The 14,770-nt window shown below is 63.1% G+C and carries 15 protein-coding genes; 5 read left to right on the top strand and 10 right to left on the bottom strand.

What is annotated here, in order from left to right; all coding sequences use genetic code 11:
* The 6 genes from hfq to ACZ9A3_RS26355 all read right to left on the bottom strand — a co-directional run bounded on the left by hfq (position 1) and on the right by ACZ9A3_RS26355 (position 5,975).
* Complete coding sequence (gene hfq, locus ACZ9A3_RS26380; protein WP_010221594.1) at positions 1-261, bottom strand: RNA chaperone Hfq; 261 nt, start codon at positions 259-261, stop codon at positions 1-3.
* 96 nt (positions 262-357) lie between these two features.
* A complete protein-coding gene (gene miaA / locus ACZ9A3_RS26375) occupies positions 358-1,329 on the bottom strand; it encodes a tRNA (adenosine(37)-N6)-dimethylallyltransferase MiaA (RefSeq protein ID WP_213602624.1) in 972 nt (323 codons plus the stop codon).
* A gap of 1 nt (position 1,330) precedes the next feature.
* Positions 1,331-3,232 carry a DNA mismatch repair endonuclease MutL gene (gene mutL / locus ACZ9A3_RS26370; RefSeq protein ID WP_045193737.1) on the bottom strand — a complete coding sequence of 634 codons (1,902 nt, stop codon included), beginning with the start codon at positions 3,230-3,232 and terminating at the stop codon, positions 1,331-1,333.
* Positions 3,229-4,653, bottom strand: coding sequence for an N-acetylmuramoyl-L-alanine amidase (locus ACZ9A3_RS26365; RefSeq protein ID WP_213602626.1), 1,425 nt, complete (start codon positions 4,651-4,653; stop codon positions 3,229-3,231). Before ACZ9A3_RS26365 ends, mutL begins: the two co-directional genes overlap by 4 nt.
* Before the next feature lie 3 nt (positions 4,654-4,656).
* A complete protein-coding gene (gene tsaE / locus ACZ9A3_RS26360; RefSeq protein ID WP_045193739.1) occupies positions 4,657-5,127 on the bottom strand; it encodes a tRNA (adenosine(37)-N6)-threonylcarbamoyltransferase complex ATPase subunit type 1 TsaE in 471 nt (156 codons plus the stop codon).
* The gene (locus ACZ9A3_RS26355) at positions 5,115-5,975 is read right to left on the bottom strand and encodes an NAD(P)H-hydrate dehydratase (RefSeq protein ID WP_258596116.1); all 861 of its coding nucleotides are present in this window, start codon (positions 5,973-5,975) and stop codon (positions 5,115-5,117) included. Before ACZ9A3_RS26355 ends, tsaE begins: the two co-directional genes overlap by 13 nt.
* 62 nt (positions 5,976-6,037) lie before the next feature.
* Between ACZ9A3_RS26355 and queG the strand changes: the two genes are divergently transcribed.
* Complete coding sequence (gene queG / locus ACZ9A3_RS26350) at positions 6,038-7,135, top strand: tRNA epoxyqueuosine(34) reductase QueG (RefSeq protein WP_476253277.1); 1,098 nt, start codon at positions 6,038-6,040, stop codon at positions 7,133-7,135.
* A 46-nt stretch (positions 7,136-7,181) separates the two neighbouring features.
* Here the strand turns inward: queG and ACZ9A3_RS26345 are convergent, their stop codons facing one another.
* Entirely contained in the window at positions 7,182-7,793 is a 612-nt protein-coding gene (locus ACZ9A3_RS26345) for a trimeric intracellular cation channel family protein (protein ID WP_038997454.1), read from the bottom strand.
* Between the two features lie 100 nt (positions 7,794-7,893).
* On the bottom strand, positions 7,894-8,436 hold the full coding sequence (gene orn, locus ACZ9A3_RS26340; RefSeq protein WP_045193742.1) for an oligoribonuclease: 543 nt from the start codon (positions 8,434-8,436) through the stop codon (positions 7,894-7,896).
* A gap of 91 nt (positions 8,437-8,527) precedes the next feature.
* On the opposite strand from orn, the gene rsgA reads away from it, so the two are divergent.
* Positions 8,528-9,559, top strand: a complete 1,032-nt coding sequence (rsgA, locus tag ACZ9A3_RS26335) for a small ribosomal subunit biogenesis GTPase RsgA (RefSeq protein WP_093376733.1) — start codon at positions 8,528-8,530, stop codon at positions 9,557-9,559.
* Between the two features lie 258 nt (positions 9,560-9,817).
* Entirely contained in the window at positions 9,818-10,300 is a 483-nt protein-coding gene (locus ACZ9A3_RS26330) for a TIR domain-containing protein (RefSeq protein WP_045193744.1), read from the top strand.
* A gap of 66 nt (positions 10,301-10,366) precedes the next feature.
* Here the strand turns inward: ACZ9A3_RS26330 and motB are convergent, their stop codons facing one another.
* Both motB and motA read right to left on the bottom strand, forming a co-directional pair.
* Positions 10,367-11,389, bottom strand: coding sequence for a flagellar motor protein MotB (motB, locus tag ACZ9A3_RS26325; protein WP_213602628.1), 1,023 nt, complete (start codon positions 11,387-11,389; stop codon positions 10,367-10,369).
* Positions 11,390-11,392: 3 nt separating this feature from the next.
* Complete coding sequence (motA, locus tag ACZ9A3_RS26320) at positions 11,393-12,244, bottom strand: flagellar motor stator protein MotA (protein WP_038997459.1); 852 nt, start codon at positions 12,242-12,244, stop codon at positions 11,393-11,395.
* Between the two features lie 131 nt (positions 12,245-12,375).
* Between motA and ACZ9A3_RS26315 the strand changes: the two genes are divergently transcribed.
* Entirely contained in the window at positions 12,376-13,911 is a 1,536-nt protein-coding gene (locus ACZ9A3_RS26315; RefSeq protein WP_093376743.1) for an HDOD domain-containing protein, read from the top strand.
* A gap of 46 nt (positions 13,912-13,957) precedes the next feature.
* Positions 13,958-14,767 carry a rhodanese-like domain-containing protein gene (locus ACZ9A3_RS26310; protein ID WP_093376749.1) on the top strand — a complete coding sequence of 270 codons (810 nt, stop codon included), beginning with the start codon at positions 13,958-13,960 and terminating at the stop codon, positions 14,765-14,767.
* Positions 14,768-14,770: the final 3 nt, after the last annotated feature.

The raw sequence follows: 14,770 nt of genomic DNA, 5'->3' as shown, positions 1-14,770 counted from the left end.
TCAGGCGTTACCTGGCTCAGCGTCGCCTTGCTCGGATTCGGTTGCGCTAGGCAGACGGATCGGACGCACAGGGACAACTGTCGAGATGGCGTGTTTGTAAACCATCTGGCTGACGGTGTTCTTCAGCAGAATCACGAACTGGTCGAAGGATTCGATCGTGCCTTGCAGCTTGATGCCGTTAACCAGATAGATCGAAACCCCAACTTTTTCTTTTCTCAAAGTATTCAAGTAAGGGTCTTGTAGCGAATGCCCTTTTGACATATGCCGCACTCCTGTAAGGATCAATAGTAAAAAAATCAAAGAAAAACTGATGGCTCAAGCCGCCCCACCCCAAGGATAGACGGCAATTGCAAGGACTCAGCTCAATATGGAGACCGATCCAAGGTATTTCAAGGTGCGAGACAGATTGTCGCAGTCCAGGCTGTCCAGCCAGTGCAGGTCAGCCCAACTACGCAACCAGGTGAACTGCCGCTTCGCCAGTTGGCGAGTGGCAATAATGCCGCGCTCCTGCATTTCAACTGAAGTCAACTTGCCATCAAGGTGATCCCAGACCTGGCGATAACCAACCGCCCGTATAGACGGCAGCCCCGCGTGCAAGTCACTTCTGGCTCGCAGCAATCGGACCTCGTCAACGAAGCCCTGTTCCAGCATTTGCCCGAATCGTAGCGCAATCCGCTCGTGCAGTATGTGCCGATCGGTTGGCGCAATGGCCAGGCTGGCGACAGTATAGGGCAATTGTCCCGCTGCGGACGCGCCTGCGGCGCTACTTTGCGCGGATTGACGCTGACGATGTTCGGTCATCGTCAGGCCGCTGACCCGGTAAACCTCCAGCGCGCGGATCAGCCGCTGCGGGTCATTGGGATGAATACGCGCCGCCGACTCCGGGTCGACCGCCGCCAGTTGCTGGTGCAGGGCGTGCAAACCCAGGCGCTGAACCTGCTCTTCGAGCTCGGCACGCACGTGCGGGTCGGCCGCCGGCATGTCCGCCAGGCCTTCGAGCAATGCCTTGTAATAAAGCATGGTGCCGCCGACCAGCAGCGGAATCTTGCCGCGCGCGGTGATCTCGGCCATGGCCTCCAGGGCATCACGACGAAAATCGGCGGCCGAATAGCTTTCGGCCGGGTCGAGGATGTCGATCAGCCGGTGCGGATGGGCGGCGAGGATCTCTTTCGACGGCTTGGCGCTGCCGATGTCCATGCCACGGTAGACCAGCGCCGAATCGACACTGATCAGCTCGCACGGCAACACCTTGGTCAGTTCGATGGCAAGGTCGGTCTTGCCCGCCGCAGTCGGGCCCATCAGGAATATCGCGGGGGGTTTGGCGCTCATGTCATCGACCGCGCAAGAACAGTTTGTCCAGATCGTCCAGGCCCATCTGGGTCCAGGTCGGCCTGCCATGGTTACATTGACCGCTACGCTCGGTGTTTTCCATATCGCGCAGCAGGCCGTTCATTTCAGCGATGGCCAGGCGCCGGTTGGCGCGGATGGCGCCGTGGCAGGCCATGGTTCCGAGCAGTTCGTTCAGGTGTGCCTGAATGCGGTCGCTGGTGCCGTACTCCATCAGGTCGGCCAGTACGTCCTGGACCAGGCGGTTGGCCTCGGCCTGCTTGAGCAGCGCCGGAATCTGCCGGATCGCCAGGCTTTCCGGGCCCAGGCGCTGCAACTCGAAGCCCAGGCGCTGGAACCACTCGGCGTGCTCTTCGGCGCAATCGGCTTCGCGCTGGCTCAAGGCCAGGGATTCGGGCACCAGCAGCGGCTGGCCGCTGAGGCCTTCGCTGGCCATGGCCACCTTGAGGCGCTCGTACATGATCCGCTCATGGGCGGCATGCATGTCCACCAGCACCAGGCCGACGGCGTTTTCAGCCAGGATATAGATGCCCTTGAGCTGGGCCAGGGCATAGCCCAGCGGCGGGATGTCGCCCTGGCCTTCGGGCAAGGCTGGCGGTGCTGCCTCGGCCAGCGGCGCGAAAAATTCCCGGTACACACCCTGGGCCTCGGCCGCAGGCAAGGCCTGGGTCGGCCTTGGCGTGTACTGGTATTGATAACCGGCGCCACTGCCATTGCTGCCCACGGACGGGCGCAGGCCCGGTTCAGCGGGCGGCTGCTCCAGCAGATTGGCGGCCAGGCGCATCTCGCCCTGGGGGCCGAATTCACCGGCCTGAATACCGCTCGGGCGGACGATCTCGCTGCTGGCAGCGGGCGCGGCCAGTTGGTCTTCCGGGCGTACATCGGCGAGGGCGCGGTGCAGGGTGCCGTACAGAAAGTCATGGACCATGCGCCCGTCACGAAAGCGTACTTCGTGCTTGGTCGGGTGCACGTTGACGTCGACACCGGTAGGGTCGACCTCGAAAAACAGCACGAAAGTCGGGTGCCGGCCGTTGAACAGCACATCACGGTAGGCCTGGCGCACGGCGTGGGCGACCAGCTTGTCGCGCACCGCGCGGCCGTTGACGAAGAAGTACTGCAGATCAGCCTGGCTGCGCGAGAAGGTCGGCAACCCGACCCAGCCCCACAGGTGCAGGCCGTTGCGCTCGACCTCGATCGGCAGTGCCTGCTCGAGGAAACCCGGGCCGCAGATTGCCGCGACACGGCGAGCGCGCGCGGTATCGTCATGGGCTTCATGCAGGCTGAGGATGCTCTTGCCGTTGTGGCGCAGGTGAAAACCCACATCGAAACGCGCCAGCGCCAGGCGGCGGATCACTTCCTGCAGGTGATCGAATTCGGTTTTCTCGGTCTTGAGGAACTTGCGCCGTGCCGGGGTATTGAAGAACAGGTCACGCACTTCCACCGAGGTACCGACCGGATGCGCCGCCGGCTGCACCCGCGGGGCCATGTCGCGGCCTTCGGTTTCCACCTGCCAGGCCTGTTCGGCGTCGCGGGTACGCGAAGTCAGGGTCAGGCGGGCGACCGAGCTGATCGACGCCAGCGCTTCACCGCGAAAACCCAGGCTCATGACCCGCTCAAGGTCTTCCAGGTCGCGGATCTTGCTGGTGGCGTGGCGGGCAAGGGCCAGCGGCAGGTCGTCAGCGGCGATACCACCACCGTCGTCGCGAACGCGCAGCAGCTTGACGCCGCCCTGCTCGACTTCGACGTCGATGCGCTTGGCGCCGGAGTCCAGGCTGTTTTCCAGCAGTTCCTTGATCACCGAGGCCGGGCGTTCGACCACCTCACCGGCGGCAATCTGGTTAGCCAGCCGCGGGCTGAGCAGCTCGATCCGGGCACTGCTGCTCATTGCTGGGCCGCCAGTGCCGTGGTCGGGATGTTCAGGTGCTGGCCGACTTTCAGTTCATCGGTCTTCAGGCTGTTGGCACTGCGCAGGCTGGCGACGCTGACCTGATAACGCACGGCGATCATCGCCAGGGTCTCGCCCGGGCGCACCGAATGCTCGCGCGGGCCCTGGGCGATCTTGCCGCTGTCACGCAACCAGGCCACATAGGTGCCCGGCGGCGGGTTCTGCTGGAAGAACTGGCGTACGCCACTGTGAATCGAACGCGCCAGCGACTGCTGGTGGCTTGGGGTGGCCAGCTTGGCCGCCTCGTTGGCGTTGGAGATAAAGCCGGTTTCCACCAGGATCGACGGGATGTCCGGCGATTTCAGCACCATGAACCCGGCCTGCTCGACGCGCTGCTTGTGCAGCGGGGTGATGCGGCCCATGTTGCCCAAAACCTTCTGGCCGACGTTGAGGCTGGAGCTCAACGAAGCGGTCATCGACAGATCAAGCAGCACGCCGGCGAGCATGCGGTCCTTGTCATCGAGGCTGACGTTGCCGGCCCCCCCGATCAAGTCGGAGCGGTTTTCGCTATCGGCCAGCCAGCGTGCGGTTTCCGAGGTAGCGCCGCGATCGGACAGGGCGAACACCGAGGCACCGAACGCGGCCTTGGACGGCGCGGCGTCGGCGTGGATCGAGATGAACAGGTCAGCGCCCTTCTTGCGGGCAATCTCGGTGCGTTTGCGCAGCGGGATGAAGTAATCGCCGGTACGGGTCAGCTCGGCGCGAAAGCCCTTCTCGGTGTTGATCTGGCGCTGCAGCTCCTTGGCGATGGCCAGGACGATGTCTTTTTCATGCTGGCCGCGCGAACCGGAGGCACCCGGGTCTTCACCGCCGTGACCGGCATCGATGGCGATGACGATGTCACGTTTGCCATTGGGCACCGGGGTCAGCTTGATCGCCGGTTGCGCCGGCGTGACCGGTACCGCAGGGGTGGTTGCCACCGGCGGTGTGGGCGGTGGCGGTGCGGCATCGGCTTCCTGGTCGAACAAGTCGACTACCAGGCGGTTACCGTACTGGGCATTGGGCGCCAGGGTGAAGCTCTTGGGCGTCACCGACTTTTTCAGGTCGACCACCACGCGCAGGTCGGTCGGCGTACGCTGGGCCGAGCGCACGCTGGTAATCGGGGTATTGGAGGTGGACACCGACAACGGCGCAGCCAGGGTCGCGCCATTGATGTCGATCACCAGGCGGTCCGGGGCGGTCAAGGTAAACACGCTGTGCTGCACAGGGCCCGAGAGGTCGAAGACCAGCCGTGTGTTATCGGGCGCTCGCCATAAACGCACACTTTTGACTTGCGTGACGGCCAGAGCGTTAACGGTCACTACCGTAAGCAGCAGTCCTACGACAGAAACCAGTGCGCGAATGCGCATACCTATCCCCATTTTCTATTTGAATTCCAAGGCCAGAGCGGCACACCAGGCTTCGCCACGTGCCCCCTGCGGCGACAGGTTGAGCGAACGACCGCCCGCCTGGGGGCTTATGGTAATGGTCAGGTCGGGCTTTGGCAAAATGCCTGCCCCTTTTTGCGGCCACTCGAACAGGCACAAGGCGTCACCTTCGAAATAATCGCGGATGCCCATGAATTCCAGCTCCTCCGGATCGACCAGGCGATAAAGGTCGAAGTGGAAGGCACGAACATCACCAATCTCGTACGGTTCAACCACAGTAAAGGTAGGACTTTTTACCGCACCTTGGTGCCCAAGGCCGCGAATAATGCCCCGCGACAGGGTGGTCTTGCCGGCCCCCAGATCCCCTTCAAGAAAAATCACACCGTGGCCTTTGGTCACTTCGGCAATACGCTTGCCCAAATTCACCATGGCCTCTTCATCGGCCAAAAACAGGGTTATGCCAGACACGCTGAATGTTCCTCCAATAACTGACGAATTGCCGGGACCATGTCGCTGGCGGCCAGGCCACGGCCCTGCGCGCCTAGGCGCTCGCCGGCGCAGGCATGCAGCCAGACGCCCAGGCAGGCCGCGTCCCAGGCCGACATGCCCTGGGCCAGCAAAGCACCGAGCACGCCGCTGAGCACATCGCCCAGACCGGCGCCGGCCATGGCCGGATGACCACGCGAGCACAGCGCCAACTGCCCGGCCGGATCGGCGACCAGGGTGCCGGCGCCTTTGAGCACGCATACGACCGCGTATTTGCGTGCGAGTTTGCGCGCCGCCCCGGGCCGGTCGGCCTGTACCGCTTCGGTCGATACACCGAGCAGGCGCGCAGCCTCGCCCGGGTGCGGGGTAATGATGCTGCCCTTGGGCAGCGGCAAGGGTTGGCGCGCCAGCAGGTTGAGGGCATCGGCGTCCCACACTTGAGGCAGTGGGCTGCTGGCCACCGCCGACAACAGGCTGCGCCCCCAGGCCGCCTGGCCCAGGCCTGGACCTGCCACCAGCACCGAGGCCCGCTCGATCGGCGCCATCAGCTGGTTGGCCGAATGCACGCCCAGGCTCATCACCTCGGGCAGGCGGGCCATGGCCGCAGGCACATGCTCAGGCCGGCTGACCAGCGATACCAGGCCGGCGCCGCAGCGCAACGCCGCTTCGGCGCTGAGCAGCACCGCGCCGCCAGTGCCGCGATCACCACCCACCACCAGCACATGGCCGAAGTCGCCCTTATGGGCGTCAGCAGAACGTGGCGCCAAGGGCGCAAGGGTGACGCTGGTGAGCCGATGGGGCTCGTTTGCGGGGTGTTTGGTCTGAGGCATGGGTCAAAGGCTCTGATGTCTGGCAGAATTATACGCACCTGAGTCCGTATTGCCTTATTCCCATGTCTGCTTCTGCCCCCGATCTACCTGCGCTGGCCCAATCGATCAAGGATTGGGGCCGAGAGCTCGGTTTTGCCCATGTCGGCATCACCGGGGTGGACCTGGGCGAGCATGAAAAACATCTGGAACGCTGGCTCGAGGCGGGCTACCACGGCGAAATGGATTACATGGGCGCCCACGGCAGCAAGCGCTCGCACCCCGATGAGCTGGTGCCCGGCACCTTGCGCGTGGTGTCGCTGCGCATGGACTACCTGCCGGGCGATACGCGCATGGCCCAGCAACTGGCGCAACCAGAAAAAGCCTACATCTCCCGCTACGCCCTGGGCCGCGACTACCACAAGCTGGTGCGCAAACGCGTGCAGCACCTGGCCGAGCGCATCCAGAAGGATATCGGCCCGTTCGGCTTCAGGGCCTTTGTCGACAGCGCCCCGGTGCTGGAAAAGGCCATTGCCGAGCAGGCTGGCCTGGGCTGGATCGGCAAGAACACCCTGCTGCTCAACCGCAAGGCCGGCAGTTACTTCTTTCTTGCCGAGCTGTTTGTCGACATGCCGCTGCCGGTCGACCCGCCGCAGGCCAGCGAACACTGCGGCCGCTGCAGCGCCTGCCTGGACATCTGCCCGACCCAGGCCTTTGTCGGCCCCTATGTGCTGGATGCCCGGCGCTGTATCTCCTACCTGACCATCGAACTGAAAAGCGCGATCCCGGAAGATCTGCGACCGTTGATCGGCAATCGGGTATTTGGCTGCGATGACTGCCAGATCGTCTGCCCATGGAACCGCTTCGCCCGACCGAGCGGTGAAAACGACTTCAAGCCCCGGCACAACCTCGACAGCGCCGGGCTTGCCGAGCTGTTCATGTGGGATGAACAGACCTTCCTCGACAGCACTGAAGGCTCGCCGCTGCGCCGTGCCGGCTATGAGCGCTGGTTGCGCAACCTGGCGGTGGGGCTTGGCAATGCGCCGTCGACCATCCAGATACTGGAGGCGCTCAAGGCGCGGCAGGATTTTCCGTCGGAGCTGGTGCGTGAGCATGTGCAGTGGGCGCTGGCGCAGCACGCCATGAAAGCAGCGGCAAGCGCCAAGCCACAAGCGTCAAGCTGATCGCCTCGACTTGCAGCTTGTGGCTTGCCACTTGCCGCTTAAGCCTTCAATGCTCGTCGTTGTAATGAAACTTGGGCATTTCCCAGTGGAAGCGAATCGCCAGCAGGCGTAGCAGGAAGCCGCCGAACAGGGTCAGCAGAATCGCCTGCTCGCCTGGCACATTGAAGTACACGCAGCCCAGGTAAAACCAGGCCGCGGCGAACGACACACTGGCATACAGCTCCCGACGGAAGATCAGCGGAATATCGTTACAGAAGATATCCCGGAGGATCCCGCCGAACACCCCGGTAATCACCCCACTGATCGATGCCACCAGCATGCCCTGGCCCATTTCCAGCGCGGTCATGCAGCCGATCAGGGTGAAGGCCACCAGCCCCAGGGCATCGAGCACCAGGAACAGCGAGCGCAAGTGGCGCATCAACGGCGCGATAAAGATCGTCATCAGCGCTGCGAAACTGGTCAGCACCAAGTATTCCGGGTGCTTGACCCAGGTCAGCGGGTAATGCCCCAGCAGCACGTCGCGCACCGAACCACCGCCCAGGGCGGTGATGCAGGCGATCAGCACCACGCCGAACCAGTCCATGCCGCGGCGCCCGGCAGACAGCGCGCCAGTCATGGCTTCGGCAGTGATCGCAATGAGGTAGAGCATCAACAACATGGCGCAGATCCGTGCAAAGGGGCGCGCAGTCTAACCAGTTGCCACAGGCACCAAAAGGGGGCGCCGCGCGGATTGTCTGTACAAGCCGGCGGCGTTGCGATCAGAACTTGATGAAGTGCTGGCGATAGTGGCGCAGTTCGTTGATCGACTCGCGAATATCGTCCAGCGCCAGGTGGGTGCCGCCTTTCTTGAAGCTGTCACGCACTTCAGGGGCCCAGCGTGCTGCCAGCTCCTTGAGGGTCGAGACGTCGAGGTTGCGGTAGTGGAAGTAGTTTTCCAGGCTGCGCATGTGGCGATAGAGGAAGCGGCGGTCCTGGCAGATGCTGTTGCCGCAGATCGGCGACTTGCCCTTTGGCACCCACTGTTCCAGGAAGGCGATGGTCTGCGCCTCGGCTTCGGCCATGCTGACGCGGCTGTCCTTGACCCGCTGGGTCAGGCCGGAGGCGCCGTGGGTGCGGGTGTTCCACTCGTCCATGCGCGCCAGCACCTCGTCACTGTGGTGAATGGCGATCACCGGGCCTTCGGCCAGGGTATTGAGGTCGCTGTCGGTGACGATGGTGGCCATTTCGATAATGACGTCTTGATCCGGATCCAGACCGGTCATTTCCAGGTCGATCCAGATCAGGTTCTGTGGGTTCTGCATGATTCTGCTCCTCGGTAGGTGCGCAGTTTAGCCTAGTGGAGCGTGCTAAACTCCCCGCGGTTAAATATTGCCTCCCGAACACGGAACCTTCATGGCCAAACGCCAGCTCAATCGACGCCAGAACTGGCGCATCGAAAAAATCCAGGGTGAACGCGCTGCCCGCGCCGCCAAACGCGAACAACAGACCCTGAAGGAGCTCGAAGGCGGTGACCTCGGCCCGGAGCAAATGGGCCTGGTCATCGCTCACTTTGGCGTGCAGGTCGAAGTCGAAGCCCAGGACGGCGACGTTGCCGGCCAGGTGTTCCGTTGCCACCTGCGGGCCAACCTGCCGGCGCTGGTCACCGGCGACAAGGTAGTCTGGCGCGCCGGCAACCAGGGCATTGGCGTGATTGTCGCGCAGATGCCGCGCCATACCGAGCTGTGCCGCCCGGACAGCCGTGGCCAGCTCAAACCGGTAGCGGCCAACGTCGACCTGATCGTGATCGTCTTCGCCCCGGCGCCGGAACCCCATGCCAACCTGATCGACCGCTACCTGGTCGCGGCCGAGCATGCCGGCATCCGCCCCTTGCTGCTGCTGAACAAGGCCGACCTGATCGACGAGCAGAACGCTCCGGCGCTCAATGCATTGCTGGCAGTTTACCGCCAGCTTGGCTACCCGTTGCTGGAAGTGTCGGCGCACCACGGCAACGGCATGGAGCAACTGCAGGCCCAGCTTGACGGCCATATCAGCGTGTTCGTCGGTCAGTCCGGGGTTGGCAAGTCGTCGCTGGTCAACAGCCTGCTGCCCGAGGTTCAGACCCGCGTCGGCGATCTGTCGGAATGGTCCGGCCAGGGTACTCACACCACCACCACCGCCCGTCTTTACCACTTCCCCGGTGGTGGCGAGCTTATCGACTCCCCGGGCATCCGCGAATTTGGCCTGGGCCACGTCAGCCGTGCCGATGTCGAAGCCGGCTTTATCGAGTTCACCGACCTGCTCGGCACCTGCCGCTTTCGCGACTGCAAACACGACCGCGAGCCGGGTTGTGCACTGCTCAAGGCCCTCGAAGACGGCCGCGTGCAACAGCAACGGATGAACAGCTACCGCTCGATCATCGCCAGCCTGCCGCAAGACACTTACTGAAACATCTGAGGCCCGGAAACGGGCCTCAAACGGTTCAAAGTAGGACTCATCCGTAGGATTTATTACCCAGCAAAGCAGGAAGCATCTGCTTTGCTGGTCGTACCTTGCTGTGCGAAAGACTTTCGCTGATTGTCACCTTTCAAGATTCGCCGCCATGAAGCGAATCGACCCCATGCCCTGCGTATGAAAGGAATCAACCATGACAATTCAGCCTTTACGCATCAACGCCACTCCCTCCAGCGTGGGAGGGCACTTCTGATGCCAGTCTTTATCAGTTATCGCCACAGCGAACGCCTGGACGCCTTCATCATCAATGAGCGGCTCAAGCTTGAAGGCATCAATACCCAGCTGGACCTGTTCGACAGCGAGGCCCAGCAGACCACCGACGACATCAGCGGAATCATCCGCCGCAACATCAGCCAGTGCACCCACCTGATTGCCGTGCTCGCACCGGAAACCGCCGAGGCCTGGTGGGTGCCCTTCCAGCTTGGCGCCGCCACCCTGGTCAATCGCCGGGTAGCCTTTTACCAGTGCGGCGAGGCCACGCTGCCGGGGTATCTGGAGAAGTGGCCAACCATGACCAACCGCGAACACATCGACCTCTACGTACGCGCCTACCATGACGAGCAAACCTTCAAGCGCTCGATCGACAGCGAAGCCTGCGAGGCCAATGCCACCAACCGCTCCAACGCCGACTTCTTCCATGCCGACCTCAAGGCCAAGATCCGCCGCGGCTTTTAGCCTGTAGCGCCAAGCAAAACGCCCGTGGGCATCGCTGCGCACGGGCGTTTTTTTCAGCTAGCAGGCTTACTGCTTGTTTTCGTCCATCTTCAATACACCGTCTTCGAAGATGTTCAGCTTCTGGCGCAACTCCCGTGGCTGCATCGGCTCGGGCTCGGCCGCCGGGGCTGGCTCCGGGGTCGCCCCTGGAGCCTGCGTCGCGGCGCCTGGCTGGCCGGCTTCGGGGGCGGCAGGCTGGGTCTGCTCGCCTTCGATGGTGCGCTGGGCCTTCTTGGTCAGGACGATGATGTCGATCCGACGGTTGACCGGGTTGAGCGGGTTTTGCCGGTCGAACAGCGACGACGAGGCATAGCCGACCACCCGCGCCACCTGGGTATCCGGGTAGCCACCGGCGACCAGCGCGCGGCGTGCGGCATTGGCGCGGTTGGCCGACAGTTCCCAGTTGCCGAAGTCGCCGGTGCCGGCGTATGGCTTGGCATCGGTATGGCCACTGATGCTGATCTTGTTCGGCACCGCCTTGATGGTGTCGGCCATGGCCAGCAGGATGTCCTCGAAGTACGGCTGCAGGCGCGCGCTGCCAAGGTCGAACATTGGCCGGTTCTCGGCATCCATGATCTGGATGCGCAGCCCGTCCTGGGTGATCTCAAAGAGGATCTGGTCCTTGAACTTCTGCAGTTGCGGGTTCTCTTCAACCTTGTTCTGCAGCTCCTGCAGGAGCAACTCGAGGCGCTCGCGCTCAACCTGCTCGGCCATGTTCTCGACCGTATTCTGGTCGATCGGGATGCTGGACTCAGGCGTTGGCTCGGACTTTTCTTCCGGGTTGATGGTTTTTTCCGGGGCGAGCTGGGGCGAACCGCCCAGGTCGATGATGTACGGCGTGCCGCTTTCGGAAAAGCCGATCGGGTCCTTGAAGTAGCCGGCAATGGCGATCTTCTGTTCCGGTGTGGCCGTCGACAGCAGCCACAGCACCAGGAAGAACGCCATCATCGCCGTAGCGAAGTCGGCGAAGGCAATCTTCCAGGCGCCACCGTGGTGGCCGTCGCCAAAGCGCTTGATGCGCTTGACGATAATGGGCTGATTGTTCTCCATGGCTTAGCGACCGCGAACTGCTTGTTCCAGCTCGGCGAAGCTCGGGCGGTGGGCCGGGAACAGCACCTTGCGCCCGAATTCCACGGCCAGCGATGGCGGCATGCCCGAGGCCGAAGCCACCAGCGAGGCCTTGATCGCCTCGTAGACGTTCAGCTCTTCCTTGGCGTCATGGCGCAGGGAAGTGGCCAGCGGGCCGAAGAAGCCGTAGGCGGCGAGAATACCGAAGAAGGTACCGACCAACGCCGCACCGACGTGCAGGCCAATCGACTTCTGGTCGCCATCGCCCAGCGAGGCCATGGTCACTACGATACCCAGTACCGCGGCAACGATACCGAAGCCGGGCATGCCGTCGGCGATGCCGGTAACGGCGTGGGACGGGTGCTCGAGCTCTTCCTTCATGCTCAGCAGTTCCATGTCGAACAGGCCCTCGAGCTCGTGCGGGGCCATGTTGCCGGTGGACATGATGCGCAGGTAGTCACAGATGAACGCGGTCATGCGTTCGTCACCCAGTACCGCCGGGTACTTGGCGAAAATCGGGCTGGCAGCGGCGTCTTCGATATCGGCTTCGATCGCCATCATGCCTTCGCGACGGGATTTGTTGAGAATCTCGTAGACCAGGCCCAGCACCTCGATATAGAAGGTGTGGGTAAAGCGCGTGCCGAACATCTTCAGCGACTTCTTGATTACATGCATGGTCATGTAACCAGGGTTGGCCTGGAGGAACGCACCGAAAGCAGCACCACCGATGATCAGCACTTCGAAAGGCTGGATCAGGGCCGCAATCTTGCCGTGGGAAAGTACATATCCGCCGAGCACACTCGCGAATACGACGATGATGCCGATAATTTTAGCCATAGATAGAAAGCACTTACTGTCGTGGTCAGGGTCGTGAGCGGAAGTTAAAAAAACTCTTCTTCTACTTATCGGCAGAACTGCGCCAGACTATAGTCAGTCAAGGCGAAAAGCCAGTTCGGCCTACCTCCAGCATGCCTATTGAAACCATCGTGCCAAGTCAAACACCAAAAACACTCGATGCCTGGGTCAAGCTCCTCGATAGCGTGCGCCTGCCGGTTCCGCTGGCCAGCTACGAACGGGTCAAAGCCGCCATTGGCGACAGCCGCCGCTCGTTGCGCGACATCGCCGAACTGATGCAGGACAGCCCGGCACTGGTGCTCAGCGTCATGCGCGAGGCCAACCACCACAGCAATACCGGCCTGGGCGAACCGGCCGAGAGCCTGGAGATCGCCCTCAACCGCCTGGGGCTGGCGCGTACCGCAGAACTGCTGGAGCGCCTGCCGGCGCTGCCCGAAGCCGAAATTGCCCCGACCCTGCGTCAGCTGCAGCTGGTCAGCCAGCACGCCAGCCAGCAGGCCAACGGCCTGTTCGCCAGCCGCCTGGCGCGGCTGTGGCAGGAAATCCATTGGGGCAGCCTGCTGTTTCTGTCACCGCTGTGGCCCCTGGCGCTGACTCACCCCAAGCTTCTCGATGAGTGGGAGCTGCGTGTGGTGCACAAAGGCGAATCGGCACTGCGGGTGGAACAAGAGCTGTTCGGCGTGCGGGTCATGAGCCTGTGCAAGGCCCTGGCCGAACACTGGCGCCTGCCGGACTGGGTAACGCGCGGTTACCATTTACTTCAGGAGGAGCGCCGGCTACTGGCCCAGGCGATCCTCATCGCCCGTGACCAGGACAGCCTGCACCAGCAGCAGCGCCTGGACGATCAACCAAGCCTGCGCCGCTGGTTCAACCAGCCGGCCAATACCGTGCTGCTGGCCAACGGCCTGGCCCTGGCCTCGCAGGTTGGCTGGACCAATGCCCATGTGCAGCGCTGGCAACTGCTCACCAGCCTTTACCTGCAAACGCCGCTGGATGATGTCCAGCAACTGGTGCACCAACAAGCGGCAATCAGCGCCCGTCATCACGCCTGCCCTGGCCTGTTCCACCCGGCCGAGGCGCTGCTCTGGCCATGGCACCAGCAACGCCTGCATCAGGGCCAGATCGCCCCGCCAACGCCTTCGGCCCAGGCCCTGGGCACCTGGCGCAAACTCTGCGGGGAGCTGCTGACCGAGCCCAGCCCGTTCAGCAATGCTATCCACCTGACGACGTTGGCTCGCGACGCGCTGGTCGCCTGCGGCATGCAGCGGGTGATGCTGCTGATGACCGACAAGACCCTGAGCCAGCTGCGCGTCCACCAGATTGCCGGCCTGCCGGCGGAAGCCGCCAGCCTGGTGCTGCCGATTGAACAAAGCAAACTGCTGCAACGGTTGCTGAGCAAAACGGCGCAACTGCGCCTGACCCCGGAAAACCACGCGCAGTTCTCAGCCCTGCTGCCGCCCAGCCTGCGCGCCCTGTTTCGCAGCGAACACGTGCTGCTGCGCTCGCTGTCGAGCAATGGCCGGGTGGTGATGCTGCTGGTCGCCGACCAGGGCGGCAAGCCGTTGGCGGACGTCAGCGTGCAAGCCTTCGGCAAAACCGCGCAATGCATCGAGCGGGCCCTGACCGCCTTCAGCAACCGCAGCGCCTGAGCCATGCGCTACAATCGCCCCCTCTGTTCCGCCCTGGAGACTCTGGATGACTGACTTTTCTGGCCTGCCCCTGGTTATCGAGCCGGCAGACCTGCTAACCCGCCTGGATGCGCCAGAGTTGATCCTGGTCGACCTAACCAGCCCCAACCGCTATGCCAGCGGGCATATTCCGGGGGCGCGCTTCGTCGACTTCAAGCGCACCCAGCTAGGCCAGCCTCCTGCGCCGGGCCTGTTGCCGGCCAAGGCCGACCTGGAAAAACTCTTCGCCGAGCTCGGCCATAACGCCAATGCGGTCTATGTGGTCTATGACGACGAGGGCGGCGGCTGGGCCGGGCGTTTCATCTGGTTGCTGGATGTAATCGGTCACTCCCGTTACCACTACCTCAACGGCGGTGTCCACGCGTGGCCAGCGAGCAACCTCAACACTGAAGTACCCGACGCTGCCAGCGGCACGGTCAACCTGACCCTGCACGAAGAGCCTACGGCCACCCGCGAATACCTGCAAAGCCGCCTCAACGCTGCCGACCTGGTGATCTGGGACGCGCGCAGCCCGGCCGAATACCGCGGCGAGAAAGTTCTCGCAGCCAAGGGCGGGCACATTCCCGGCGCAGTCAATTTCGAATGGACCGCCGGCATGGACCTGAACGATCACCAGCGCATCCGCAAGGACATGCCCGAGATCCTCGAGCAGCTGGGCATCAGCAAAGACAAGGAAGTGGTCACCCACTGCCAGACCCACCACCGATCCGGCTTTACCTACCTGGTGGCCAAGCATCTGGGCTACCCTCGGGTCAAAGCCTACGCCGGATCCTGGGGCGAATGGGGCAACCACCCCGACACCCCTGTCGAAGTTTAAGGA

The sequence above is a fragment of the Pseudomonas sp. TE4620 genome (genome assembly GCF_056279045.1).
The sequence above is the reverse complement of the archived record's forward strand: the minus strand, read 5'-3'. Positions and strand labels throughout refer to the sequence as shown.

Bases quoted from the DNA above. Each gene is read 5' to 3' on its own strand.
- hfq (WP_010221594.1), bottom strand. From the start codon at position 261: ATGTCAAAAGGGCATTCGCTACAAGACCCTTACTTGAATACTTTGAGA.
- miaA (WP_213602624.1), bottom strand. From the start codon at position 1,329: ATGAGCGCCAAACCCCCCGCGATATTCCTGATGGGCCCGACTGCGGCG.
- mutL (WP_045193737.1), bottom strand. From the start codon at position 3,232: ATGAGCAGCAGTGCCCGGATCGAGCTGCTCAGCCCGCGGCTGGCTAAC.
- ACZ9A3_RS26365 (WP_213602626.1), bottom strand. From the start codon at position 4,653: ATGGGGATAGGTATGCGCATTCGCGCACTGGTTTCTGTCGTAGGACTG.
- ACZ9A3_RS26355 (WP_258596116.1), bottom strand. From the start codon at position 5,975: ATGCCTCAGACCAAACACCCCGCAAACGAGCCCCATCGGCTCACCAGC.
- queG (WP_476253277.1), top strand. From the start codon at position 6,038: ATGTCTGCTTCTGCCCCCGATCTACCTGCGCTGGCCCAATCGATCAAG.
- ACZ9A3_RS26345 (WP_038997454.1), bottom strand. From the start codon at position 7,793: ATGTTGTTGATGCTCTACCTCATTGCGATCACTGCCGAAGCCATGACT.
- orn (WP_045193742.1), bottom strand. From the start codon at position 8,436: ATGCAGAACCCACAGAACCTGATCTGGATCGACCTGGAAATGACCGGT.
- rsgA (WP_093376733.1), top strand. From the start codon at position 8,528: ATGGCCAAACGCCAGCTCAATCGACGCCAGAACTGGCGCATCGAAAAA.
- ACZ9A3_RS26330 (WP_045193744.1), top strand. From the start codon at position 9,818: ATGCCAGTCTTTATCAGTTATCGCCACAGCGAACGCCTGGACGCCTTC.
- motB (WP_213602628.1), bottom strand. From the start codon at position 11,389: ATGGAGAACAATCAGCCCATTATCGTCAAGCGCATCAAGCGCTTTGGC.
- motA (WP_038997459.1), bottom strand. From the start codon at position 12,244: ATGGCTAAAATTATCGGCATCATCGTCGTATTCGCGAGTGTGCTCGGC.
- ACZ9A3_RS26315 (WP_093376743.1), top strand. From the start codon at position 12,376: ATGCCTATTGAAACCATCGTGCCAAGTCAAACACCAAAAACACTCGAT.
- ACZ9A3_RS26310 (WP_093376749.1), top strand. From the start codon at position 13,958: ATGACTGACTTTTCTGGCCTGCCCCTGGTTATCGAGCCGGCAGACCTG.